The organism is Novosphingobium sp. (genome assembly GCF_027486195.1).
Taxonomy (GTDB): Bacteria; Pseudomonadota; Alphaproteobacteria; order Sphingomonadales; family Sphingomonadaceae; genus Novosphingobium.
Genome location: NZ_JAIXPP010000060.1, coordinates 1 through 23,662 on the forward strand (window position 1 = coordinate 1; position 23,662 = coordinate 23,662).

The 23,662-nt window shown below is 66.2% G+C and carries 16 protein-coding genes and 1 pseudogene; 15 read left to right on the plus strand and 2 right to left on the minus strand.

Going from position 1 to position 23,662, the window contains the following annotated elements; translation table 11 throughout:
* The 12 genes and pseudogenes from Q0071_RS11690 to Q0071_RS11745 form a co-directional block, all read left to right on the plus strand.
* Nucleotides 1-339: pseudogene (locus Q0071_RS11690) on the plus strand (hypothetical protein); the annotation flags it as partial.
* A gap of 124 nt (nucleotides 340-463) precedes the next feature.
* The gene (locus Q0071_RS11695) at nucleotides 464-5,581 is read left to right on the plus strand and encodes an isopeptide-forming domain-containing fimbrial protein (RefSeq protein ID WP_298169229.1); all 5,118 of its coding nucleotides are present in this window, start codon (nucleotides 464-466) and stop codon (nucleotides 5,579-5,581) included.
* A 173-nt stretch (nucleotides 5,582-5,754) separates the two neighbouring features.
* Nucleotides 5,755-6,279 carry a DUF4402 domain-containing protein gene (locus tag Q0071_RS11700; protein WP_298169232.1) on the plus strand — a complete coding sequence of 175 codons (525 nt, stop codon included), beginning with the start codon at nucleotides 5,755-5,757 and terminating at the stop codon, nucleotides 6,277-6,279.
* Complete coding sequence (locus Q0071_RS11705; RefSeq protein WP_298169238.1) at nucleotides 6,279-6,839, plus strand: DUF4402 domain-containing protein; 561 nt, start codon at nucleotides 6,279-6,281, stop codon at nucleotides 6,837-6,839. The genes Q0071_RS11700 and Q0071_RS11705 overlap by 1 nt, the downstream gene beginning before the upstream one ends.
* A gap of 159 nt (nucleotides 6,840-6,998) precedes the next feature.
* Nucleotides 6,999-7,496 carry a DUF4402 domain-containing protein gene (locus Q0071_RS11710; protein ID WP_298169241.1) on the plus strand — a complete coding sequence of 166 codons (498 nt, stop codon included), beginning with the start codon at nucleotides 6,999-7,001 and terminating at the stop codon, nucleotides 7,494-7,496.
* A 362-nt stretch (nucleotides 7,497-7,858) separates the two neighbouring features.
* Nucleotides 7,859-8,356 carry a DUF4402 domain-containing protein gene (locus Q0071_RS11715; protein WP_298169244.1) on the plus strand — a complete coding sequence of 166 codons (498 nt, stop codon included), beginning with the start codon at nucleotides 7,859-7,861 and terminating at the stop codon, nucleotides 8,354-8,356.
* Between the two features lie 77 nt (nucleotides 8,357-8,433).
* A complete protein-coding gene (locus Q0071_RS11720) occupies nucleotides 8,434-8,964 on the plus strand; it encodes a DUF4402 domain-containing protein (RefSeq protein WP_298169247.1) in 531 nt (176 codons plus the stop codon).
* Between the two features lie 452 nt (nucleotides 8,965-9,416).
* Entirely contained in the window at nucleotides 9,417-9,914 is a 498-nt protein-coding gene (locus tag Q0071_RS11725; protein ID WP_298169251.1) for a DUF4402 domain-containing protein, read from the plus strand.
* Between the two features lie 111 nt (nucleotides 9,915-10,025).
* A complete protein-coding gene (locus Q0071_RS11730; RefSeq protein WP_298169253.1) occupies nucleotides 10,026-10,520 on the plus strand; it encodes a DUF4402 domain-containing protein in 495 nt (164 codons plus the stop codon).
* Between the two features lie 72 nt (nucleotides 10,521-10,592).
* Nucleotides 10,593-11,552 (plus strand): hypothetical protein, encoded by a 960-nt coding sequence (locus Q0071_RS11735; protein ID WP_298169256.1) that lies wholly within the window; start codon nucleotides 10,593-10,595, stop codon nucleotides 11,550-11,552.
* Nucleotides 11,549-15,340, plus strand: coding sequence for a hypothetical protein (locus Q0071_RS11740; protein ID WP_298169258.1), 3,792 nt, complete (start codon nucleotides 11,549-11,551; stop codon nucleotides 15,338-15,340). Before Q0071_RS11735 ends, Q0071_RS11740 begins: the two co-directional genes overlap by 4 nt.
* Nucleotides 15,341-15,378: 38 nt before the next feature.
* Nucleotides 15,379-16,731 carry an amino acid permease gene (locus tag Q0071_RS11745; RefSeq protein WP_298169261.1) on the plus strand — a complete coding sequence of 451 codons (1,353 nt, stop codon included), beginning with the start codon at nucleotides 15,379-15,381 and terminating at the stop codon, nucleotides 16,729-16,731.
* Between the two features lie 84 nt (nucleotides 16,732-16,815).
* Here Q0071_RS11745 and Q0071_RS11750 read toward each other — a convergent pair whose 3' ends face one another.
* Together Q0071_RS11750 and rtcR are read right to left on the minus strand one after the other, a co-directional pair.
* On the minus strand, nucleotides 16,816-17,811 hold the full coding sequence (locus Q0071_RS11750; RefSeq protein WP_298169264.1) for an MBL fold metallo-hydrolase: 996 nt from the start codon (nucleotides 17,809-17,811) through the stop codon (nucleotides 16,816-16,818).
* Nucleotides 17,804-19,396, minus strand: coding sequence for an RNA repair transcriptional activator RtcR (gene rtcR, locus Q0071_RS11755; RefSeq protein ID WP_298169266.1), 1,593 nt, complete (start codon nucleotides 19,394-19,396; stop codon nucleotides 17,804-17,806). Before rtcR ends, Q0071_RS11750 begins: the two co-directional genes overlap by 8 nt.
* Before the next feature lie 266 nt (nucleotides 19,397-19,662).
* On the opposite strand from rtcR, the gene Q0071_RS11760 reads away from it, so the two are divergent.
* The 3 genes from Q0071_RS11760 to Q0071_RS11770 all read left to right on the plus strand — a co-directional run bounded on the left by Q0071_RS11760 (nucleotide 19,663) and on the right by Q0071_RS11770 (nucleotide 23,661).
* Nucleotides 19,663-21,210 (plus strand): RNA-binding protein, encoded by a 1,548-nt coding sequence (locus tag Q0071_RS11760; protein WP_298169270.1) that lies wholly within the window; start codon nucleotides 19,663-19,665, stop codon nucleotides 21,208-21,210.
* Nucleotides 21,211-21,835: 625 nt separating this feature from the next.
* Complete coding sequence (locus Q0071_RS11765; RefSeq protein WP_298169273.1) at nucleotides 21,836-23,062, plus strand: RtcB family protein; 1,227 nt, start codon at nucleotides 21,836-21,838, stop codon at nucleotides 23,060-23,062.
* 128 nt (nucleotides 23,063-23,190) lie between these two features.
* Nucleotides 23,191-23,661 (plus strand): hypothetical protein, encoded by a 471-nt coding sequence (locus Q0071_RS11770; protein ID WP_298169276.1) that lies wholly within the window; start codon nucleotides 23,191-23,193, stop codon nucleotides 23,659-23,661.
* Nucleotide 23,662 lies beyond the last annotated feature (1 nt).

Consider the following 23,662-nt stretch of genomic DNA (forward strand, 5'->3'; position numbering starts at 1 on the left):
AAGTCCTCGCGCATCATCAGCGATCCGATCAACCTGACGACGAACCCGAAAATGATCCCGGGTGCGACGATCCAGTACTGCATCGCGATCAGCAACGCCTCGGGCAGCGCCACGGCGACTTCGATCACCGTGAACGACCCTATTCCGGCGAACCTGACGTTCGATTCGGCATTCGGCGTGAAGACCAACGGCACCGCGACGATCGTCAGCGGCGTGGCAACCTGCGCTGCCGATACGACCGGCACGGGCACGATGTCGTCCAACACGGTTGCCGGAACGCTGGCTTCGGTTGCCGGCGGCGAAACCAAGACGGTGGTGTTCCAAGCCACGATCAATTGAGCGGGCCCTAGGAAGGCACCCCTCAAGAAATCGCACAAACCAGGACAGGCAGGCGGCGGCAATCCCCGGGGGGGGTTGCCGCCGCCCCACCCTCCTTTTGTCTTGAAAATAAAGAACAAACGCCATGTCGGCATTGCGGAACAGGATCTGGGCGACGGCCGCGCTGCTTTTTGCAGCGCTGCTTATCGCGACCAGCGTTCCCGCCGCGGCGAAGACCATCACCAACACCGCCCATGCGCGCTGGAATCAGGGCGACGCCGAACTGACCGCGGACTCCAACGTGGTTTCATTCGATGTGGTGAAGGACAATCCCAAGATTTCGGTCCTGCCCCTGCCCGGCGGTGGCGACACTTTCACCATCAACAGCGGACATTGCGGCACGGACACGCTGCCCGACGTCAAGGTTGACGTTGCCGGGGCCAATCCGGGCGATCCGGTCACAATCTCGAGCATCATCGTGGGCCAGCCGGTGGTGTTCCGCCTCGTACTGGATCGCGCGTCGCTCAATCCCGCGCAGCTCGACACGGTCAAGGTGACCATCACTTCGGCGAGCGGCGACCGCGAGCAGGTTACCATCAGCGAAACCGCCGCCGACAGCGGCGTGTTTTATGGCGCCATTCCGACCAGCGCGATCCCGCCGCAACCGAGGGATGGCGATTGCCGCCTCAGCATCTCGGGCGGTGACAAGGTCACCGTATCTTACAACGGCGCGAGCGGCGATGGTTCGGTCATCAAGACCGACGTCGACGTGCTTGCCGACCCCTATGGCCTTGTTTTCGATAGCGAAGATGCCGCCCCGATCGACGGCGCGCGGGTCACGCTGGTCGATGTCGCCACCGGCCAGCCGGCGCGGGTCTTTGCCGATGACGGTGTGACGAGCTGGCCTTCGACCATCGTCACCGGATCGGTGATCACCGATGGTGCCGGACGCACATGGCAGATGCCGGAGGGCGAATACCGCTTCCCGCTCGCCCCGCTTGGGACCTATCGGCTGGTCGTCGTCCCGCCCGAACCCTATACCGCGCCATCGTCGCTCACGCCGAAGAATTTTGCCGGCCTAAGGCGCCCCGATGGGGGCGATTTGGTTATTTTGCCAGCATCGTATGGTGAAAGTTTGGCACTTTCGAGCCCGGCGCCAGTCCGTGTCGACATACCGGTGGACAGACCACCGGTTGCGGTCAGCCTCAGCAAAGTCGCCTCGCGCCAGATCGCCCAACCGGGCGATGCGGTGTTTTACACGATCACCGTGCGCAATACAGACAAAGGGCGGGCAAAGCGGGGTGTCGTGCTGAGCGATACACCTTCCGCGAACCTGCGTCTGCGCGTCGCCACGATCCGGATTGATGGCGCGAAGGCCGCAACGGACGCCGTGACGGTCGCGCCGGACGGCCGCACGATGACAATCGCGATCGGCACGATTGCGCCGGGCGCGACCCGCACCGTGACGTATGCCATGACCGTGCGCTCCGAGGCATCCGCAGGCAATGCACTTAACCGTATCGATGTGGTTGACGCTCGTGGATTAACCGCAACGGCGAGCGCGGCTGTCCGTATCGAACGCGACAACCTTGCTGCGACGATGACGCTGATCGGCCGTATCTCGCTGGGCAGCTGCGACGTGCCGAACACGCGCAGCGCGCCGCGCCCCGGCATCGGCGGGGTCCGCCTCGTGCTCGAAGATGGCAGCTTCGCGGTCACCGATGCGGAAGGGCGCTATCACTTCGAAGCGCTGATGCCCGGCACGCATGTCGTTGAAGCACAAGCGGTTACGCTGCCCAAGGGCGGCAAGTTCGTGGACTGCACGCGCTCCACCCGCAGCGCCGGCAGCGCATCCAGCCGCTTTGTGATCGGCCAGGGCGGCAGCCTCGTCGTGGCCAATTTCGCCGCCACCGTGCCTGCCGAGACGCTGGCAGCGGCAGCGGCAGCAGCGGCTGCCAAGCCCATCGCGGAAAGCGACCGCACAGCAGCGGGCGGCGATACCGATTGGATTGCCAAGGGCGATGGCCCCAACGAGTTCGTCTTCCCGACAGCCGACTACAACCCGCGCGCGCCGACGACCCGCGTTGTGATCCGCCACCGCAAGGGGCAGACGGTGGCGCTCAAGATAGACGGCAAGCCGGTCGACAAGCTGGCGTTCGACGGCGCGCAGAGCTCGCCCGAAGGCTTTGCCATGAGCGTGTGGCGCGGCTTGCCCCTTCCCGGCGAGGACACCCGCTTCGATGCCGAAGTGCGCGATGCAAGCGGCAAGGTGGTGGAGACGCTGACACGTATCGTTCACTTCGGTGCGACGCCGGCGAAAGTCGAACTGGTGCTCGAACGCACCCACCTTGTGGCGGACGGCGCAACGCGGCCCGTGGTTGCGGTGCGCGTGCTCGATCGCACCGGCCGCCCGGTTCATGCGGGCATTTCCGGCCCGATCGCGCTCTCCGCGCCCTACGAAAGCGCGGCGGCGCTCGATGCCATGCAGAGCCGCGTGCTGTCCGGCCTGGACCGCGCGCCGCCGACGTGGATCGTCAAGGGCGATGACGGCGTCGCGCTGATCGAGCTTGCGCCGACCATGGTCAGCGGCAGCCTCGACCTCACTTTCCAGTTCACCGACCGCGAAGTGAAGCGCAAGCAGGTGCTCGAAACCTGGGTCGTGCCGGGCGAAGCGAAATGGACGCTCGTCGGCCTTGCCGAAGGCGCAGTGGGCGCGAAGACGATTGCCGATCACATGCAGCGGAGCGGCAAGTTCGACAGCGATCTGGGCAATCACGCCCGCGTGGCGTTCTATGCCAAGGGCCGGATCAAGGGCAAATGGCTGGCAACCGTGGCCTATGACAGCGCCAAGCAGCGCGCAGAGCAGCGCCTGCTCGGCGGGCTCGACCCCCGGGCCTACTACACCGTCTTCGCCGATGGATCGGATCGCCGCTTCGATGCCGCCAGCGTGAACAAGCTCTACGTCCGCATCGAGAGCGCCAAGGTGCGCGCGATGTTCGGCGATTTCGACACCGGCTTCGATCACACCCAGCTCGGCCGCTATCAACGCACGATGACCGGCGTGAAGGCCGAGGCGCGCTTCGGCAAGATGCGCACCGAAGCCTATGCCGCCAAGGTCGCCACCACGCACCGCCGCGACCAGATCCCCGGCGGCGGCATCAGCGGGCCCTATCGCCTCTCCAGCCGCGCGATCGTGCCCAACAGCGAAACAGTGACGATCGAAGTGCGCGACCGCTTCCGGTCTGAAGTCGTGGTTTCGAGCCAGGTGATGACGCGCTTCCTCGATTACGACATCGATCTGCTGGCAGGCACGATCACTTTCAAGCAGCCAGTGCTGAGCCGCGATGCCAACCTCAATCCGCAGCAGATCGTGGTCGACTATGAAATCGACACGCTGAATGGCGGGGCATGGAATGCGGGTGCGCGCACGGAATGGCGCAACAAATCGGAGAAGGTGCGCCTCGGCGCGACCGCGATCAGCGATGCATCGGCCAACACGGGCGCGGCGGTGATGCGCACCAATCTCGGCGCGGTGGATGCCAAGGTCTTTATCGGCACCAAGACCGAAGTGCGCGCCGAAGCGGCGATGAGCCATGCGACCGGCGGCAGCACCAAGGCTGCATGGCTGATCGAGGCCGAGCGCCATGACGCGCGGCTCGACGTGCTGGCCTATATCCGCTCGCTCGATGCCAATTTCGGCGTGGGGCAAGTGAGCATCGGTGAACTCGGCCGCCGCAAGATCGGCGTCGATACCCGCTACCGCCTGACCCAGAAGTGGCTGGTGAGTATGGCGGCGTGGCGCGACCAGTCGCTGATCGACGGTTCGCACCGCAGCGCGATCCAGCTGGGCACGACATGGAACTCGGCCGGCACCGAAATGCGGCTCGGCGTGGCGCGCTACAGCGAGACGCTTGCAGAGGGCGCCGCGGCGGGCCCCACCGGCGCGAAGGGCGGCAGCACTACGCTGATCGAGGCAGGCAGCACCAAGCGCCTGTTCGACAACAAGCTGGAACTGAACGCAGCCGGTTCGATCTCGATCGGCAGCCGCGACGCGACCTCGTATCAGGCGCCGCGCTACCGGATCGGTGTGCGCTATGCGATCACGCCCGATGTGCGCCTGATCAGCGATTACGAAATCGGAGCCGGCAGCCAGGGCGAGACGCGCACGCTGCGCGGCGGGCTGGAAGTTCAGCCGTGGACGGGCGCCAAGATCGCCACGGTGATCGGCCAGCAGGCGACCAAGGGCCTGGCCGCGACCGGCGAGCAGCAGGCGATCACCGAGCAAGGACGGCGCGCCTTCGCTGCCTACGGCCTCGCGCAGTCGCTGCCGATCAGCAAAGCCCTGACGCTCGATGCGACGATCGATGGCAACAAGGTGATCGGCGGCAAGAGCGCGCTCGCCACCAATGGCGGCACGGCGGTGGTCGGCGCGAGCAACCAGACCACGATTGCCGAGGACTTCACCGCCTACACGCTTGGCGCAACCTGGCGCTCGGGCCGCTGGAGCGCGACCGCGCGGGCCGAGCTGCGCGATGGCGAGCTTTCGAAGCGCAAGGGGCTCACCTTCGGCATGATCCGCCAGATGGGCGAAGGCAGCGTGGTGGGCGGCGCGGTGACCTTCTCCACGATGCGCGATGCGAGCGGCGCGACGAGCGAAGTGGGCAGCGCGGCAATCTCGATCGCGCACCGCCCGGCGACCTCTGCCTTCGCATTCCTCAGCAAGTTCGAATTCCGCAGCGACCGCATTTCGGGCGTGACCGCCGCAAACGGCAATGGCACCGGCGCGGCGACGGACGGCACCGCGCTCACCGTCGATGGCAATGCCCGCTCGCGCCGGATCGTTGCCAGCTTCTCGGGCGATTGGGCACCCAATGGCCGGGTCGATGGGCAAATGGTCCAGCGCACGGAGCTCAGCGTGTTCGTCGCCGCGCGGCATAATCTCGATCGCTACCAGGGCTTTGACCTTGCCGGCACGACCGTGCTCGGCGGTGTCGATGCGCGGATCGGCATCGGCAAGCGCATCGAGGTTGGCGGCAGCGCCACGGTGCGCCGCAGCCTTTCCGATGGCACGACATCCTATGCGATCGGCCCGCAGATCGGCATCGTTCCGGCGGACAACGTGATGGTTGTGATCGGCTACAACCTGACCGGCTTCCGCGACCGCGATTTCGCCGCCGCGCGGAACACCTCCAAGGGCCTGTTCGCGACGATGCGGGTGAAGTTCGATTCGAACAGCCTCGCCGCGTTGGGCATCGGCCGGTAAGTATCTCCGTTAACGAACTAACTTAGCATGTTCCAACCGGGGACTGCGCCTTCCCGCGTATTGCCGCCGTGCCGGTACAAGTTTATCAACCATATCCTCGCTCCTCGTTTTGCGCAGGATTGGCTCGCTTGCACCGCGTTCGCATCGCCCCCCTGAACCGAACGATCCGCTGGATGGCGGCGGCCGTTCTGGGCGCGGGCCTTGCCGGTTTCTCGCCCCCTGCCCTCGCCGCTGCGCCTTCGGTCACGGTCAGCGCAGACCAGGCCTTGCGCTTTGGCAGCTTTTTTACCGATACGACCGGCACACGCACCGTTTCTGCAACCGGGTCGGTTACAGGTTCGGCCATCATTCCGCTTACAGGAACCTCACCCGGCCCGGCGCAGTTTACCGTCACCTACGATCGCGGTAACAATGCCAACACCAGCTATTCGCTGCTGATCGCGGTGCTGGTTCCCGGCACGGCGAGCCAGGTAAGCGGCGGGGTAACCGGCACCATCGCCAGCTTCGATACCGACCTGCCGGGCGTGAATGCCCTGCTCCCCGGCCAGACGGCGCAAGTGACACTGACGGGCTGCCAGCGCCGGATCTGCAGCCGCACGTTCCGCGTTGGCGGCACGCTGCAGGTCGCGCGCACCTCGGGCGGCGCGCAGCTTGCGATTCCAGTACCGATTGTCGTGACCCTGCTGGCCGAGTTGTGATGCGCGGCCGGCTCCTTCTCGCGGCTTTCGCCGCCGTGATCGGAACCCCGGCGCTGGCGGCAAGCGGGCAAAGCGCCACGGCGCTGGGGCAAGCGCAGGCGGTGATCGTCATGCCCATCATCGCCGTTTCGCTGAATGACCTCGATTTCGGCTCGCTCACGTCCTCGCGCACGGCCAGTGGGTCGGTCACCGTGGGGGCCGAAGGAGGCGCCACATACGCCGGGGGCACATCGCCGGCTTGCGCAGGCGGCGGTGCCTGCGCCGGAATCGCACCCGCCCGCTTTCTTGTGAGCGGCGAGGCCGGCCGCAGCTACACCGTGAGCGCGCCTGCCGCGATCACGGCGACCGGGACGCTCCTGGGCGGCGGAAGCGCCCCTGCCCTCGCCATCGATTCGCTGAGCGTGCATCTGGATAGCCATGCCGGCAGCGTGACCAGCATGGGCCAGCTTGATGACAAGGGCGAGGATCGCATCGGCGTCGGCGGCCGGCTCAACGTGCCCGCCGGCACCGCAGCGGCGCACTACCGCGCCACGCTGACGATCATGGTCACCTACGGTTGACCGCGCGCCGTTGAGGCCGCTTGCGCCCCTTTTCGTGGCACTTACCTTTCATTAACCATACATACTTAGGAATTGTACGTATGAGGCCGCCGGGAAACCCCGGCCCCTCACGCCTCGCCGTATCTCCGGTGCGGGGCAAAGGGACCAGGAGTTTAACCGGTGAAGAGAGTTTTTCCCGCAGCGCTGATCACGCTTGCCACGGCGAGTCCGGCCTTTGCCGGATCGGGCAACACGTCGACAGCAACCGGCACGGCGACCGCGACAATCGTCGCGCCGATCGTGCTGAACCATCCGGCTTCGGCCAGCCTCAATTTCGGCCGCTTCACGCGCGGCACCGGCGGCACTGTGACGGTGACGGCCACCGGCACCGGCTCCGTCGGCAGTGACGTGACGTTCGTTCCCGGCTCGACCACCGCGGCCGACAACTTCACCGTTGCGGGGGATGCGAACCGTTCGTATTCGATCGGCACGACCGGCGGCACTGTGAGCTCGGCCGGAACCAACCTTGCCTTTACCACCACGCCCTCGGCCGTGACCGGCACGCTCAGCGGCACCGGTACCGGCAGCTTCACGGTTGGCGGTACGCTCACCGTCACGGGTACGGCCCCGACCGGCGCCTATACCGGCACCTATTCGGCAACCGTCGCCTACAACTGATCCCCGCGCGGCAGTCCGCCTCGAAAGAGGCTGCGCGGGGCGCAAAGGGTTAACGCGAAATCGGCATTTCTTACCTGGCGGCACGCGGTGGCGGAGCCGCCTGATTTGCATCGCGGGTCGGCACTCGTTCAGCCAAATCATATTTGTTTTCAATTTAATAGCCAGCGACACGCGGCACCGGAAATCGAGTCGGCAGCGCAGAATCTTTGCAAAAAGTTTCGCAGGCAAACGGTTTGTTAACCATCTTTCCTTAGGACATTTACCTATCAGGTCACGGGAAACCGAGAGCCCTGATGAAACCGCGTTTACCAGCTCCAAGACCGGGACGTTGCGGGGCGAAACTGAAATCAGGAGCATACGACGTGAAGAAGATCATTCTCGCCACCATCGGCATCCTCGCCACGGCGACCCCCGCCTTCGCCGGTTCGGGCAACCAGTCGACCGCCACCGGTACCGCGACTGCGACCATCGTTTCGCCGATCGTGCTGACCCACCCGGCTTCGGCCAGCCTGAACTTCGGCCGCTTCACCACCGGCACCGGCGGCAGCGTGACCGTGACCGCCGCGGGCGTCGGCTCGGTCGGCAGCGACGTGACCTTCGTGCCCGGCTCGACCAATTCGGCTGACCAGTTCACCGTTGCGGGCGATGCCAGCCGCTCGTTCTCGATCACGACCACCGGCGGCAACGTGACCTCGGGCGCCACCAACCTCGCCTTCACCACCACGGCTTCGGCTGCGACGGCTTCGCTCAGCACCACCGGCACCGCCAGCTTCACCGTCGGCGGCACGCTGACCGTGACCGGCACCGCGCCTGCAGGGGCCTACACCGGCACCTACTCCGCGACCGTCACCTACAACTGAGCCCGGGATTGCGCCGGCTGTCGTCTTAAGGGCGGCAGCCGGGCTCTCGTCGCACAATATCCAGTCCAGGCCAGTTCATGACCCTTCGCATCCGCCCCTTTCTGACCGCATTGACCGTGCTCGCCGCGCCGCTCCCGGCTGCGAACCCGGCATTGGCGGCGCCTGGCGGAACAGCGACGATGACCGGAACGGCCAGCGCCACGGTGATCACCCCGATCAGCATCGTCGCCACAGCGCCCCTGCGCTTTGGCGTGATGGCCCGCCCCACTGCGGCGGGCACGGTAACCGTGAGCACGGCTGGAGTGGTCTCGACCAGCGGCGGCATGGTGGGCAACACCGCCATCGCCCAAGGCAGTTCGGGGCCCCAGGCCGGCAAATTCCGCGTGACCGGCGAACCTGGCCGCCAGTTCTTCGTGACCCTGCCGGCTGCAGCGACAGTGACACGCAGCGGCGGATCGATGACGATCACCTTGTTCACCGTTGGCGCGCTGACCGGATCGCCGGTCGGCACACTCGACATCGCGGTAGGCGGCACGCTTGCCGTCGGCGCAGCGCAGACTGTCGGCACCTACAACGGCACCTATCAGATCACCGCTTCCTACAACTGACGCCGCGCGAAACGCGCTGCCTTCCCACCGCCCGCGCCGCATCGGCCGCGGGCTTTTTTGCGTGCCCGGCGCCGCCAGAAGGTCGCGCCGGGCGGTCAGGTTACGCAAAAATCGCTGGCGGCAAAAAAATTTTCTCAATTTTTCCGTCACCTGGACGCCCCAGCGAGGTGCCTCGGCATGGCCAGCGCATGCATGACTAAATGCAGATATTCAACTTGCAGCCGCTACTTGCTTGGTTAATTGCGAATAAAGAGAAATTACCGAGTGGTGTATATTCTCATTTTGGGACATATTCTAAGTAAAAATGCGAATAACTACCCATTAACTCGCCCCGAATACGTACGACTACGTACCGAATAACGGCGATCCAGCCCGAATTCGCAGTACCGCAGTTTGCGGTCGTGTCGCAGCCCAGGGGGGAGGCGCCACGACCACTATTCGGGAGCATACACGTGAAGAAGATCATTCTCGCCTCGGCCATCGCCCTGATCTCGGCCACCCCGGCTTTCGCGGCTTCGGGCAACACCTCGAGCGCCACAGGCAGCGCCACCGCCACTGTCGTTGAACCCATCGTGCTCACCCACACCTCGGGCGCGGCCCTTGGCTTCGGCCGCTTCACCACCGGCACCGGCGGTTCGATCACCGTTTCGTCGGCGGGCGTGGGCTCGGTCGGCGGCGATGTCGCCTTCGTTCCGGGTTCGACCAACTCGGCCGACGCCTTCACCGTCACGGGTGATGCCAGCCGTTCGTTCTCGATCAGCACCGGTTCGGGCACCGTCACCGATGGCACCAACTCCATCGGCTTCACCACTGCGGCTTCGGCTGCGTCCGGCACGCTGAGCGCCGGCGGCACCGCCAGCTTCTCGGTCGGTGGTCAGCTGACCCTGGCCGGCACCGAACCGGCCGGCGCCTATGCCGGTTCGTACTCAGCGACCGTCACTTACAACTGATCGCACAGATCCGCGGGGGGCTGCCGATAGCGGCGGCCCCCGGCTTGTGCACTCCCTTTTCGGAACCCCTAGATGTCTTCGCCCGCGCGATTCCTGTCCGGAATGGCGGCCATGGCCTGCGCCCTGGCAGCCCTTTCCGGCACTGCGTTCGCAGCCCCGAGCAGCTCCACCGTGAGCGGCGCGGCGCAGGCGGTCATCCTCACGCCGCTTCAGATCGCAGCGGTTGATGCCCTTTCCTTCGGGCAGTTAACGCGTCCGACAGCAGCGGGAACCGTAGTCCTTTCGCCTTCGGGCACGATCACCACCACGGGCGGCGTCATCACCAGCACGGCGATCGCGCAGACCGTGCGCCGGGGGCCCGGAACCTTTGCCGTTGTCGGTGAAGCGGGCCGCGCCTTCAGTGTCGATCTGCCCACGGTCGCCATCCTGCGCCAGGGCACGCGCAACATGCGCCTCAGCGCCTTTCGCAGTAACTGGACCTCGGGCGACGTGTTCAGCCCCACGCGGACTTATGCGCTTTCGGTGGGCGCCACGCTCAATGTCGGGGCGAACCAGACCACCGGCACCTATACGGGCACTTACGTCGTAACTGTGACTTATCAGTAGTCTGCGATTGCCAGCGAATCAGGGATTCCCCATAAGGGCATTAACCTATTTCGCTGACCCGGGACGTACCACTTGCCATACATCGGACACCGCGGCCTTGCGGCAAAGCTGACGACCGCCGCGCTGGGCCTCAGTCTCGTTTTTGCGTTGCCTTCCAGTGCCTTTGCACAGGCGGCGAGCCAGGGCGACGAACCAGCAGACGCGCCGCCCGCCCCCGCTGCGCTGCCTGCCGGCGCGGTCGGCGGTATGGGCGACATTAACCTGTTCCCCAAACGCGTCGTCATCGACGACCGCACGCGCATCGCCAGCGTCGGGCTCTACAACCGCGCGGCCGCTGCCGGTGAGTACGAGATCACCGTGAGCGACATGGCGATGCAGCGCGACGGGCGGCTTGTCGATCTGGCGGCGGTGCAGGACGCGGCGGCACGTGATGCGGTCCACACCGCCAGCGGCTTCCTGCGCTGGTCCCCGCGCCATGTCGCGCTGCCGGCGAGCGAGGCACAGATGGTGCGGATCATGGCGCGCGTACCGCCCGATCTGCCGCCGGGCGAATACCGCTCGCACTTTACCGTTGTCTCGGTCCCGCCCGAAACCGGGGGCACCAGCATCGATGAGGCGGCGGGCGCGGAGACCAACAACGGCATCGGCGTGCGCATCGTGCCGCGCTTCGGCATCTCGATCCCGGTGATCGTGCGCGTGGGGGAAACGACGCTGACGGCGGGTTTGAAGGATATCAGGCTTTCGGCACCGCCGGGCGGCCCTGCCGCGCTTTCGCTCACCATCACCCGCGATGGCACGCGTTCGGCCTTTGGCGATATCACGATCACCGCTCCGGGCGCGAAAAAGCCGGTGGCCGAGATCAAGGGCATCGGCGTCTACACCGAAATCGCCGAGCGCGCGGTGCAGGTGCTGATCGATCCCGCCACCGAGCCGCGCTTCATGGCGAAGGGAACGCGCTGGACGGTGAGCTATGTCGATGACGACATGTCACCCGGCAAAGTGCTCGCGCGTCAGGAATTCATCGTGCCGTGAAACCACGCGGGGGGGGCCAGCAACGCGGATCCTCCAGTTCGCTGCGGGTCGTGCTGGGCGCAACGCTCGCGCTCGCGGGAGATGCGGCGCGCCGTGAGCTGACGCCGCCGGAAGGCCCCGCCGCCGATCCCCCGCGCGAGGCGAAGAAGACGCGGCGCGTGGAAAAGCTGCCCGAACCGCGCTTTGCGGAAGCGACAACGCAGGCACCCAAGGCCAGGCCGGGGAGGAAGGCCAGCCCGAAGCATGCGGGTAGGAAGCCGGTAGAGTTGGCACAGGCAGAGGCCGCTCCGCTTGCGTCCAGCCTCGCCGAACCTGCACCGCAGCCCGAAAGCGCAGGCGTGCTTTCGGCCGAGTTTCGCCGCGCGATTGCACCGGAGCCGGTGCTTGCGCCAAAGCCGCCCGCTGCCGCGCCCGCGCCGGTTGCCGAGCCGGTGCTGCCTGCAGCCGCACCTGCCGCTGCCTCACCACCGGAACCGCCGCCAGCTGCCGCGCTTGTTGCTGCCGATCCGCTTCCTGCGCCGACCTTCGGTCCTCCGGCTGCTGCTGCGCCCGCGCCGCCGGTTGCCGAACCTGTTGCAGCTGATCCCGTAGCCGAACCTGCGGCGCTGGTTGCGTCTCCTGCACCAGTGCTGGCGAAGGCACCGGAAGCGCAGCCTGTCAGCAAAGCCCTGCCCCCTCAGCCGGAACCTGAACTTGCGCCTGCGCCTGAGCCGATCAAACCTGTGGCGGAGACGCGCACGGCCCAAACTGTGCCAATCCCGGCGCCGGAGGTCGCAACGACCGCCGCGCCGCAGCCCGCAAAGCTGGCTGCGCCAGAGCAGGCCGTGCTCCCGGCCCCGCCCGCCCCGCCTCCGCCGCCCATCAAGCTCGCCGAAGCGTTGCCGCGCCCTGCCTTTGGTGGAGCGGAGCCTTCTTCTGCGGTAGTTGTCCCCTCACCGCCTCCCAAGGCGGCACCCGCGCCAACACGCCTCGCCTATGCACCAACCTCGCTGCCGCTGACGACCGTGGCGGCCAGCACGGCGCCCGCTGCCACGGCTCCCACCAAGCCCGCCTCGCGCAGCTTTGCCGAAAGCCGCCGTGCCCTGCCCGAACCTGCATTCGGCGCGCCGGCGGCAGCACCGAAGCCCGCCCTCACCGCGTCCCCGCTGCGCGCCAATGTCACCAATCAGGCGGGGCTTGGCGCTGCTGCCACGGTGCCGGTGATCAGCGACGACGACGAACTGATCCTCCAGATCGAGACCGCGCAAGGCGAGATGAGCGACACGATTGTCGCCTACGGCCTGCGCCAGGGCGTCTATCTGCCGCTTGGTGCGCTGACCCGTTTTCTCGACCTGCCGATCGCCGTCAGCGATGATGGCCACTACGCAAGCGGCTGGTTCCTGAATGAGAAGCGCACGGTCATGCTCAACCTGCGCGATGGCACGCTGGTGGTTGCGGGCCAGCCGGTGCCGCTCGGCAAGGGCGATGCGGTTGCCTATGAAGGCGAGCTCTACCTGAAGGCCGAGCGCTTTTCCGATCTCTTCCCGCTCGATCTCAAGGTCGATCTGCGTGCCCAGACGATCGCGGTCAAGACGCGCGAGCCCTTCCCCTTCGAGGAGCGTCTGGCGCGCGAGGCCGACCGCGAGCGCCTTGCCTCGCGGTCCAATCGCGAAGGCCCGGCGCGCTTCCCGCGTGAGGAAACACCGTGGCGGGCGCTCTCGCTGCCCGTGGCAGAGACCGAGTTGCGCGCGCTGACCGACGATGATCTCGGCACGCGGCTGGAAGCCGACTTGCGCCTTGCCGGGGACTTCGCCTTCATGACCGCGCGCGCCTATGCCAGCGCATCGACGCGCGACGGGCTGACGGCAGCGCGCCTCGAACTGGGGCGGCGCGATCCCGATGGCGATCTGCTGGGGCCGCTGAAGGCCACCGAGTTCCAGCTCGGCGATGTCGCCACCGGGGCGCTGCCCATCGGCCTGCGCGGGGTGAGCGGGCGCGGCGCCTTCGTGACCAACGCGCCACTCGAGCAGGCCTCGATCTTCGATTCCGTCGATCTGCGCGGCGATCTGCTCGATGGCTATGAAGTGGAGCTCTATCGCAACAACGCGCTGATCGGATCGACGCGCACGCCGGTGAACGGGCAGTACGCCTTCCTGCAAGTGCCGGTCGATTTCGGGCTCAACGTGTTCCGCCTCGTGTTCTACGGGCCGCAGGGCCAACGCCGCGAAGTGGTGCGCAAGATCAGCGTGGGCGATGGCCGCCTCGCGCCGGGGCAGTTCATCTACAGCGTGGGCGCAGCGCAGAAGGACGTGAACCTGTTCGGTGTGCGCGGCCCCCGCTTCAGCCCGGCCCCCGATTTCGGCGCGTGGCGCGCAACGGCGGAACTGGGGTACGGCATTTCGCGCGCGATCACCGCCACGATGGGCGCGGCGACATGGGACAGCGGCAGCAAGCAGCGCTGGCTGGCAGCAGCCGGGCTCAGAAGCGGGATCGGCGCAACGGCCTTGCGGCTCGACCTCGGCGTGCAGGACGGCGGGGGCACGACGATCGAAGTGGGCCTTGGCGGCAAGCTTTTCGGTCTGGCCTATAGCGCAACCCACGCCGAATACGGCGGCGGCGCGATCGACGAGGTGCGCGCCTTCACGGCTGATCCGCTGCGCCGCGCCAGCGAGCTCAATCTCAACACGTCGCTCCATTTCGGATCGGGCACCAATGCGCATGTCATGCCGATCACCAGCCAGGTGCGGCGGATCGAATATGCTGATGGCCGCCGCCAGACCGACGCAGCGCTGCGCACCACGTTGCCGCTGGGCGGCGTACTGCTGTCCAACACCTTCGACTTCAACCGGGTCAGCGCGCCGACAACGCCGAGCAGCAGCCGCCTGATCGGCAACTTCGATCTCGCCACGCTATCGGGCTCGAAGATGCGCTACCGCGCCAGCCTCGGCTATGGCCTTGTGCCCACGCTCAACCTGCAATCGGTAACGCTGGAGGCCGACCGGCGCTTTGGCGAAAACACGCTGGTGCGCGGCGGGGTGACGCATACGCTGGCAGACCGCCAAACCACGCTGGGGCTTTCGGCGATCCGCCGTGTAGGCCCGGTGAACGTCGCGCTCGATGGCTCGTACGGCTTTCCCAAGCGCAACTTCTCGCTCGCCCTGCGCGTGGGCCTGAGCTTCGGGCGCAATCCGCTTTCGGGCCGCGGCTTCATCGCCCGCCCGGGCCTGACCAGCGGCGGCGCGGCGGCGCTGACTGCCTTTGCCGACGCCAATGCCAACGGCGTGCGCGATCCCGACGAAGGACCGGTCGAGGGCGTCACCTTCCTGTCCGGCACGAACGAGAGCCGCACCGATGCGCAAGGCCGCGCCTTCATCCCCGGACTGGGCGACGGCGCGCGCGCCTCGATCCGGGTGGACAGCGATTCCATGCCCGATATCGCGCTCGCCCCCTCGCGCGCAGGGATCGAACTTGTGCCGCGACCGGGGCGCATCCACACCAGCGATTTCGCGATCGTGACCTTGAGCGACATCGAGGGCACGGCTTATTTCCGCGCCGAATCCGGCACGCGCGCCGTCTCGCGGCTTCAGCTGCGGCTGCTCCGGCCGGATGGCAGCCTTGCCGCAAGGGCGCGCAGCGAATCCGATGGCTTCTTCCTGTTCGAGCGCCTGCCTGCGGGCGAATACCGCCTCGAACTCGATCCGCAGCAGGCGGCCTCGCTCAAGATCAGGCTGGAAGGCCCGGTCATGCTCACGCTTGGCGGCAAATCGAGCGTGCTGCGCCAATCGATCTATGTGAAATCGGCGAACTAGCCTTCCCCAGTCGGTAAATTTCTCTACCGTTCCGCTTGATGCACACCGTTACTGAATTCCCGCCTCACCACCAGCCCAAGCGCGTGCTGAGCACCACGGCCGCCGCTGCGGTGGTCATGGGCATGGTCATCGGGGCGGGGATCTTCCGCACGCCGCAACTGGTGGCGCAAAGCCTTGGCGGCGAAGGCGCGCTGATGCTGGCCTGGGCGCTGGGCGGGATCTTCGCGCTGATCGGCGCGCTTTGCTATGCCGAGCTTTCCGCTGCCTACCCGGATACCGGCGGCGATTACCGCTTCCTGCGCGAGGCGTTCGGCGGCGATGCCGCGTGGCTCTTTGCCTGGTCGCGCTTTGCGGTGATCTTTTCCGCCTCGGGCGCGCTGCTTGCTTTCGTCGGGATCGACTACCTCGCCGAACTGGTGCCGATGGGCACCTTCACGCGCGCGCTCGTGGCGGGCAGCATGGTGATCCTGCTGACCGCGCTCAACCTGCGCGGGGTGCAGACGGGTACGCGCGCGCAGATCGCGATGGTGGCGATGGACGTCGCGGCGCTGCTGGCACTGGGCGGCGCGGCGCTGTGGCTGGCCTATTGGGGCGTGGCGCCGCAGCAGGTTGCAGCGGCCGCGCCCGCCCCGGTCACGCTCGCGGCTTTCGGCCAATCGATGGTGTTCATCATGCTGGCCTACGGCGGCTTCAACGATGCCTCGACCCTCTCTGCCGAAGTCCGCACGCCCGCTGACATGACCCGCGCCCTTTTCGGCGGCATGGTGCTGATCACCGCGCTCTACATGATCGCCAACTGGGCCTATGTGCGCGGGCTGGGCATGGCTGGCCTTGCCAGCAGCGAAGCCCCCGCCGCCGCGCTGATGGCGCGTGCCTTCGGATCGGCGGGCGAAGCGGTGATCGTGGTCTGCGTCGCCATAGCGGCCTTCTCGGTGCTCAATGCGCTGATCATCGTCGGCGGCCGCACGCTCTACACCGCCGCCGAGGACGAACCCGCGCTCGCGGCCCTCGCGCAGTGGGACCAGAGCAAGGGCGTGCCGCGCGCGGCGATCCTGGTGCAGACTGCGGTCGAACTGGCGCTGATCGCCTGGGGCGCGGCGTCAGGCCGGGGCTTTGCGACGATGGTCGACTACCTCTCGCCGATCTACTGGCTGTTCCTCACCATGAGCGGGCTTGCCGTGGTGATCCTGCGCCGCCGCCAGCCGCAGGTGGAGCGCCCCTACAAAGTGCCGCTCTACCCGGTCCTGCCCCTGATTTTTGCCGCAGCCTGCGCGGGCGTGCTCTACAGCAGCGTGGTCTATGTCGGCTGGTCGGGCTGCCTGATCAGCTTCGGCATGCTCGCGCTCGGCTTCCTTGTGCGCACCGGGCTGCGGATGACTGTGAAGGGCTGAGCCGCAGTGCGGTGAACCGAGATTGCCCGGCGGCGCGAGTGCCTTGCAGGACAAGTGCCAAGTGTCAGGGCCGATGACGGGGGCTCAATCGAGGCCCCATTCCGGAATGAAGCGCGATTGCGGAAAGACTGCGCACGCGGCATCGCGCATCGCGCGCCACTGGGCCGGCGAATAGCGCCGCGAAAGGTGCAGCAGGGTGTAACAACCCACGCCTGCCATGCGGGCAAGCTCGGCAATCTCCGTCACGGTTGAATGATCGTACCTGCGGGCAAGTTCGATATCCTCGGGCGTGTACTGCGCTTCGGCATAGAGCGTGCCGACCCCGGCAAGCAGCGGGGCGAGCCGCGCGCGCTCGCCCGCATCGGCGCGAAAATCGGTCATGTAGGCGGCGCAATCGCCGGGCATGGCGGTGATGACCTGCTCCCGCAAGGCAGCGGCATCGCGTTCGGTCCCGCCGATCATGACAGCGCGCACCCCCGGATCCTTGAGCGCGGCGAGCCACGGCCCCGGCGCCAGCCCCAGCGCCTTCACCGCCGCCATATCGACAGCGGTGCGATCCGGCTCGCGCACCACATAGCCCAGGCTCGTGCCGTGATGGCGCAGCGAAAGCGCGGTGACCGAGGCCTCGGGGGTCGTCAGCACCGGTCCTTCCAGCTTGCGGCACGGTCCCTCATGCATAACAGCGAACGCTTCGTGCGCCTCAAACCGGAAGGTGCGGACTTCCGCTTCCCCGATATCGTGGACATGCCACGTCGCGGAAAGCTCGCTCGCATGGTTCCACCAGAACCCCTGAAAGCGGTGGTGCAGAATGCGCGCGGTCCCCGGCGGGCCCCAGATGTGGTTCTCCACCTCGCCGCGCTGGAAGTTCATGCGAAAGAACGCATCGAACCCGCTGATGTGGTCCATGTGGAGGTGGCTGAGGAAGAGGTGATCGATCGCGCGGATCTCGCCCGGTGATAGCGCCGCCAAGGTATCCGCACCGCAATCGAACAACAGGCGGCTGCGGCTCTGCCCGCCATCGGCGGTGACGAGCAGCGCGTTGTCATTCGGCGGAGTGCCGAGGATGCGCACATCAAGCATGGCCGGCGACCTGATCCCAATCGAGCCCGAAGCGGACCAGATACTTGCGCAGCCGGTCGGCATCATTGGTGCTGGCGCGGCGCGTGCGTGAGGCCGCAAACAGCTTGCGGCCGGCCTCAGACAACGAACGGCTGGCGCGGCATTCCGCCACGACATGCGCGAGTTGCACCCGGTCGAACGGATCGATTGCGGCAAGGGCTTCGGCATCGAGCAAGGCACAGAGCCCATCGTCCCCACCGGCACCGCTGCCCCACAGGCGTTGCAGTCGCGCGATCTCGGTCGCCACCACCTCGCTGTCGATCCGGCCCTTGGGCGAGAAGGTGGCCATGCGCGTCACGCTGGCGGCAAGATCGCGGAAATTGCCCGGCCAGCGCGCCGCCGGGCTCATCGCGAAGGCGAGGTAGCGCTCGCGGGCCTCCTTGTTGAACATCACCCGCTCGCCTTCGCGTTCAGCGTGGCGATCGAGTTCGTAATCGAGGTTCGGCGCGATGTCCTCGCGCCGGTCGGCAAGCCCCGGCAGCGCGAAAGTCCACAAGTTGAGCCGGGCGAACAGGTCTTCGCGGAACGTGCCTTCCGCCACGCAGCGCGCCAGATCGCGGTTCGTACCGGCGATCAGCTGGAAATCGCTTTGCACCTCGCGGTCGGCTCCGACGGGGAGGAAGCGTTTGTCCTCGATCGCGCGCAGGATCATCGCCTGCTCGTCAAGCCCGAGCTCGCCGATCTCGTCGAGGAACAGCATGCCGCCATCGGCGGTGCGCAGCAGGCCCGGCCGATCCGCCGCCGCGCCGGTGAAGGCGCCCTTGCGGTGGCCGAACAGCGCCGACATCGCACTGTCGCCGCGCAGGGTCGCGCAGTTCACCTCGACGAACTGGCCGCTGACCTGCCGCTTCAGCTTCTTCAGCTCGAAGATGCGGCGGGCGAGCTGGCTCTTGCCGGCGCCGGTCGGACCCATCAGCAGCATCGGCGCGCGGGTGCGGCCGGCGACCTGCTCGATCTCGTCTATCATCGTGTTGAACGCGGCATTGCGCGTCTCTATGCCGGACTTGAGGAACGAAGTGCTGGCCTGCGCTTCGCTGGCAAAGCGCGTGGCGATGCTGTCATAGCGCGAGAGATCGAGGTCGATCACGCTCCACTTGCCCACCGCATCGGGGCCGCCGCGCTGCGGCTGGGTCTGCAGCAGGCGGCCCGGCAGATAGTGCGCCTCGGTCAGCAGGAACAGGCAGATCTGCGCGACGTGGGTACCGGTGGTGATGTGGACAAGCACGTCCTCGGTATCGGGATCGAACGGCTGCGCGCGCGCGAAATCGAGCAGCTTGCCGTAAACTTCCTCGAAATCCCAAGCATCGGTGAAGTCGATCACATGCCGCTCGACCTGCGTTTCAGGCGAGACCGAGGCGATATCCTCGCTCACCAGTTCAGCGAGGCGGCGGTGGAGCGAGCCGTGGATCATGAGGAAGCGGTCGACCCGCAGGTCCTCGTGCATGCACAGCCCCACCGAGGGCCGCCACTTCATCCAGCGCGAAGGGCCGAACTTGGCAGCATCGAGAGTCGAGCCGAGGAATCCGATGACGGTGGTGGGCTTCATGCGCTGAATCTATAACTGCTTATACCACGATATACAAATTGGCACACGCCTTGCGGAAGCGGCGCGCGCGCTGCCAAGCCGGGTTTCAGAATAACTATAATTTTAACAGTGCCTTACCACTTTTCTTCGATCTCAACGATCAAACTGGCACGCCCTCTGCAGAAGCATTGGTGTCGGGTCGGTCGAACAGCCCGGCGCACGCGGAACCGAGGGGCGGCTGGAATGGGCCGGCCGCCCCCAAAGTCCGGACTTTCCGGAGTTGGACGATGGCCAACAAGAACCTTTTTGCTTCGGCGCTCTCGCGGTTTCTGCCGCGCGCCGACACGATCAACCAGGCGGGCGGATCTGCCTATGCCTATGGCCCTGAAGCGAAGCTCGCGCAGCTGGCCGTGACCGGCACGCTGGCCGACGGCTTCTATGGCAGCGCGGAAACGCAGCTGGCCGATGTCGTGCTGGCCGCGAAGGACGTCGATCCCGAGTGGGTCGCCAAATGCGCGGTCTATTCCCGCCAGTCGGGCGCGATGAAGGATATGCCGGCCTTGCTGGCCGCCTATCTCACCGTCGCGGATCCCGATCTTGCGGTGCGCGTGTTCCGGCGCGTGATCGATAACGGCCGCATGCTGCGCACCTTTGTGCAGATCATGCGCTCGGGTCAGGTCGGGCGGGCCTCGCTCGGTTCGCGGCCCAAGCGGCTGGTGCGCGAATGGCTGGAGACGGCATCGACGGCGCAGCTGATGCAGGCGGCGACGGGGAACGATCCGAGCCTGGCGGACATCGTCAAGATGGTCCACCCGGCCCCGGCCACGCCCGAGCGGCGCGCGTTCTATGGCTGGCTGATCGGCAAGCCTTACGACGTGGCTGCGCTGCCGGCGGAGATCGCGGCGTTCGAGGCCTGGAAGCGGGCGCCGGACGGCGAACTGCCCCCGGTGCCGTTCGAATGGCTGACCGCTTTCCCGCTTGTCGCGGAGCAGTGGGGCGCGCTTTCGGCTCGCATGGGCTGGCAGGCGCTGCGGATGAACCTCAACACGCTGGCGCGCCACGGTGCGTTCGGCGTGGCCGGGGTTACCAAAGCGGTGGCGGCCCGGCTCTCCGATCCGGCGGCGATCGCCCGCGTACGTCCGATGCCTTACCTGTTGATGGTGGCCTTGGACCAGGTGGGAGACGGTGTGCCGCTGGCGGTGCAGGCAGCGCTCGAAAGCGCGCTGGAGGCATCGCTGGCTGGTGTGCCGAAGCTCGAAGGCCAGGTCGTTGTCTGCCCGGACGTTTCGGGTTCGATGCGCTCGCCGGCAACGGGTGTCCGCAAGGGTGCCACGTCCAAGGTGCGCTGCATCGACATTGCCGCACTGGTCGCCGCCGCCGTGCTGCGCCGGAACAGCAATGCCCGGGTGATCCCGTTCGAATGCGATGTGGTCGATCTGAAGCTCGATCCCCATGCCCGCGTGGCCGTGAATGCGGCGAAGCTGGCGGCGGTGGGTGGCGGCGGGACAAATGTCTCGGCACCGCTCGCGCTCCTCAACCGGGAGCGGGCGCAGGTCGATACGGTCGTGATCGTCTCGGACAACGAATCCTGGGTCGATGCAAGGCGGCATGGCGCTACGGCGACGATGAACGAGTGGAACAAGCTGAAAGCCCGCAATCCGGGCGCGAAGCTGATCTGCATCGACATCCAGCCCTATGGCTCCACGCAGGCAAAAGACCGGGCGGATATCATGAATGTCGGTGGCTTCACCGATGCGGTGTTCGATGCAGTGGCGCGCTTTGCAAAAGGCGAGACGCGCGACTGGATCGGGATCGTCCAGAATACGGAGGTTTGAAGAAGCGGGTCACGGCGAATGCCGGCAGGACTACATGGGATTTGTGGGTCGCGGGTTCGAGTCCCGCCTGCTTTTCGGGGCAGTAGCTCAGTCGGATAGAGCAACAAACGCCGCGAGGCGGTCGTCTTTCCAATCCTTGTCGCCGTGACCCTTAGCAAGTTTCAGGAATTGCCGTGGCGAATGCCGGTGGGACTACATCCCATTGCCAGGTCCGACGAGTAAAGCGCCCGCAGCCAGCAATGGCCAAGGGAGATGCGGGTTCGAAGCCCGCCATGGGAATGTAGCTTAAGGACCGCGTCTCGCCATCCTTCGTCGCCACGGCAAACAGCAATTCACGGCGAATGCCGGGCAAGGACTACATCCTTCAACGATGCAGGCGCAGGTTCGAATCCTGCCGGGTCCACTATCTGCGGGCCTGTAGCTTAGCGGAAGAGCGGCGCCCCCTCGGGGGCATGTCTTTCCCACACCTCGTCGCCGTGAACCCTTTTCCAGCGCTGGCGAATGCCGGCGGGACTACATGGTTGGAGGCCGAAAGGCCGAGCGGTTCGAATCCGCCCCGGAGCGATCCGGGATGTCTCGCCAAACCTTGTCGCCAGCACCATGATGCAAGCAAAGGAGGTCCACCGTGGCCGATACCAGTTTCGAATTCCAGCATGTGCCCGGCGGGGTGCCGATCAAGATGTGGACGCGCGGCGTGCCGGTTGATGACAAGGCGCGCGAGCAGCTGGCGCGGGCGGCGCAGATGCCATTCGTTTTCAAGCATGTAGCCGCGATGCCGGACGTCCATGTCGGGATCGGCGCGACGGTGGGATCGGTGATCCCGACCAAGGGCGCGGTGATTCCGGCGGCGGTGGGCGTGGACATTGGCTGCGGCATGATGGCCGCGCGCACTTCGCTGATGGCGCACGACTTGCCTGATAGCCTGGAAGGCATCCGCTCTGCCATCGAGCAGGCAGTGCCGCATGGGCGTTCGGTCGGTCGTGGCCAGCGCGATCACGGTTCGTGGGGTTCGCCCCCGCCCGCGATTGTCGAGGGCTGGGCGGTGCTGGTGCAGCGGTTCGAGGCGATCTGCGCCAAGTTTCCGCGGCTGAAGAACACCAACAACCTCACGCACCTCGGCACGCTCGGCACAGGCAACCACTTCATCGAGCTGTGCCTTGATACCGAAGGGCGCGTCTGGGTGATGCTCCATTCCGGCTCGCGCGGGGTGGGCAATGCCATCGGCACGTTCTTCATCGAGCTGGCCAAGCAGGACATGCGCAAGTGGCATATCAACCTGCCAGACGAGGACCTCGCCTACTTCCCGGAAGGGACCGACCACTTCGACGACTATGTCGAGGCGGTGGGCTGGGCTCAGGACTTCGCCGCGCTCAACCGGCGCATGATGATGGCAAACGTCATCGCGGCGCTGCGGGCGAAGATTGCCAAGCCCTTCGATGCGGAGATGGAAGCGGTGAACTGCCATCACAACTACGTGACGCGCGAAAACCACTTCGGCGAGAACGTGCTCGTGACCCGCAAAGGCGCGGTGCGTGCGGCCAAGGGCGTGTTGGGGATCATCCCGGGCTCGATGGGGGCGAAAAGCTTCATCGTGCGCGGGCTGGGCAACCCGGAAAGCTTCGACAGCTGCAGCCACGGCGCGGGGCGGGTGATGAGCCGGACCCAGGCCAAGAAGCTGGTGAGCCTCGATGAGCATATCGCCGATACCGAGGGCGTGGAGTGCCGCAAGGACGCGGGCGTAATCGATGAAACGCCCCGCGCCTACAAGCCGATCGAAAAGGTGATGGCCGCGCAGGCCGATCTGGTGGAGATCGTGCATACACTGAAGCAGGTGGTCTGCGTGAAGGGGTGATAATGGATTATCGCAGGCTCGATTGCGGCAATCGCCCAACCCTTGACCAATTCATGGACGACTGGGGCCGGACTGCTTTCCACGCGGTCCGGCCCCTTGACCCTCGATTGACAGCGATGGCGCGAGCCTTGAGCAAGACTCACGTCAATGGGGGCGCTCAGGTTGCTCAGTTTGAGGTCGTCGCAACAGAAGCCGTTGCGTGGGTTCTGACCCGGAATCGGTTGGATAAGTTTGCCTTCATGGAACGCTTCTTCGAAGCTCCGTCTGTCGCGGCCGAGTTTCCACGTTTGGGTCAAACCAATGAACGCATAGGTGAGTTCGCTGCTAGTTCCGCAGAGAACTCAGCCACCAATCTTGCCGCCTTGCTACGCAAGGGCGGGGCATATCGGGGATTCAAGGGCACTCAGGACGACGTCGTGAAATTGGCAAACCAGTTCATGTCAGCCGTCTGTGAAGCTCGATTTCCCGAGACAACGGCGTGGACCAACGACAGTGCATGGGCGCAGTGGTTTCGCAATGTTGCGTGGGATGCATCATATTTCTGGTTCGATACCCGCAGAGGCATCGCAACCATTTTGTTGATTACGGACACTGACTGAC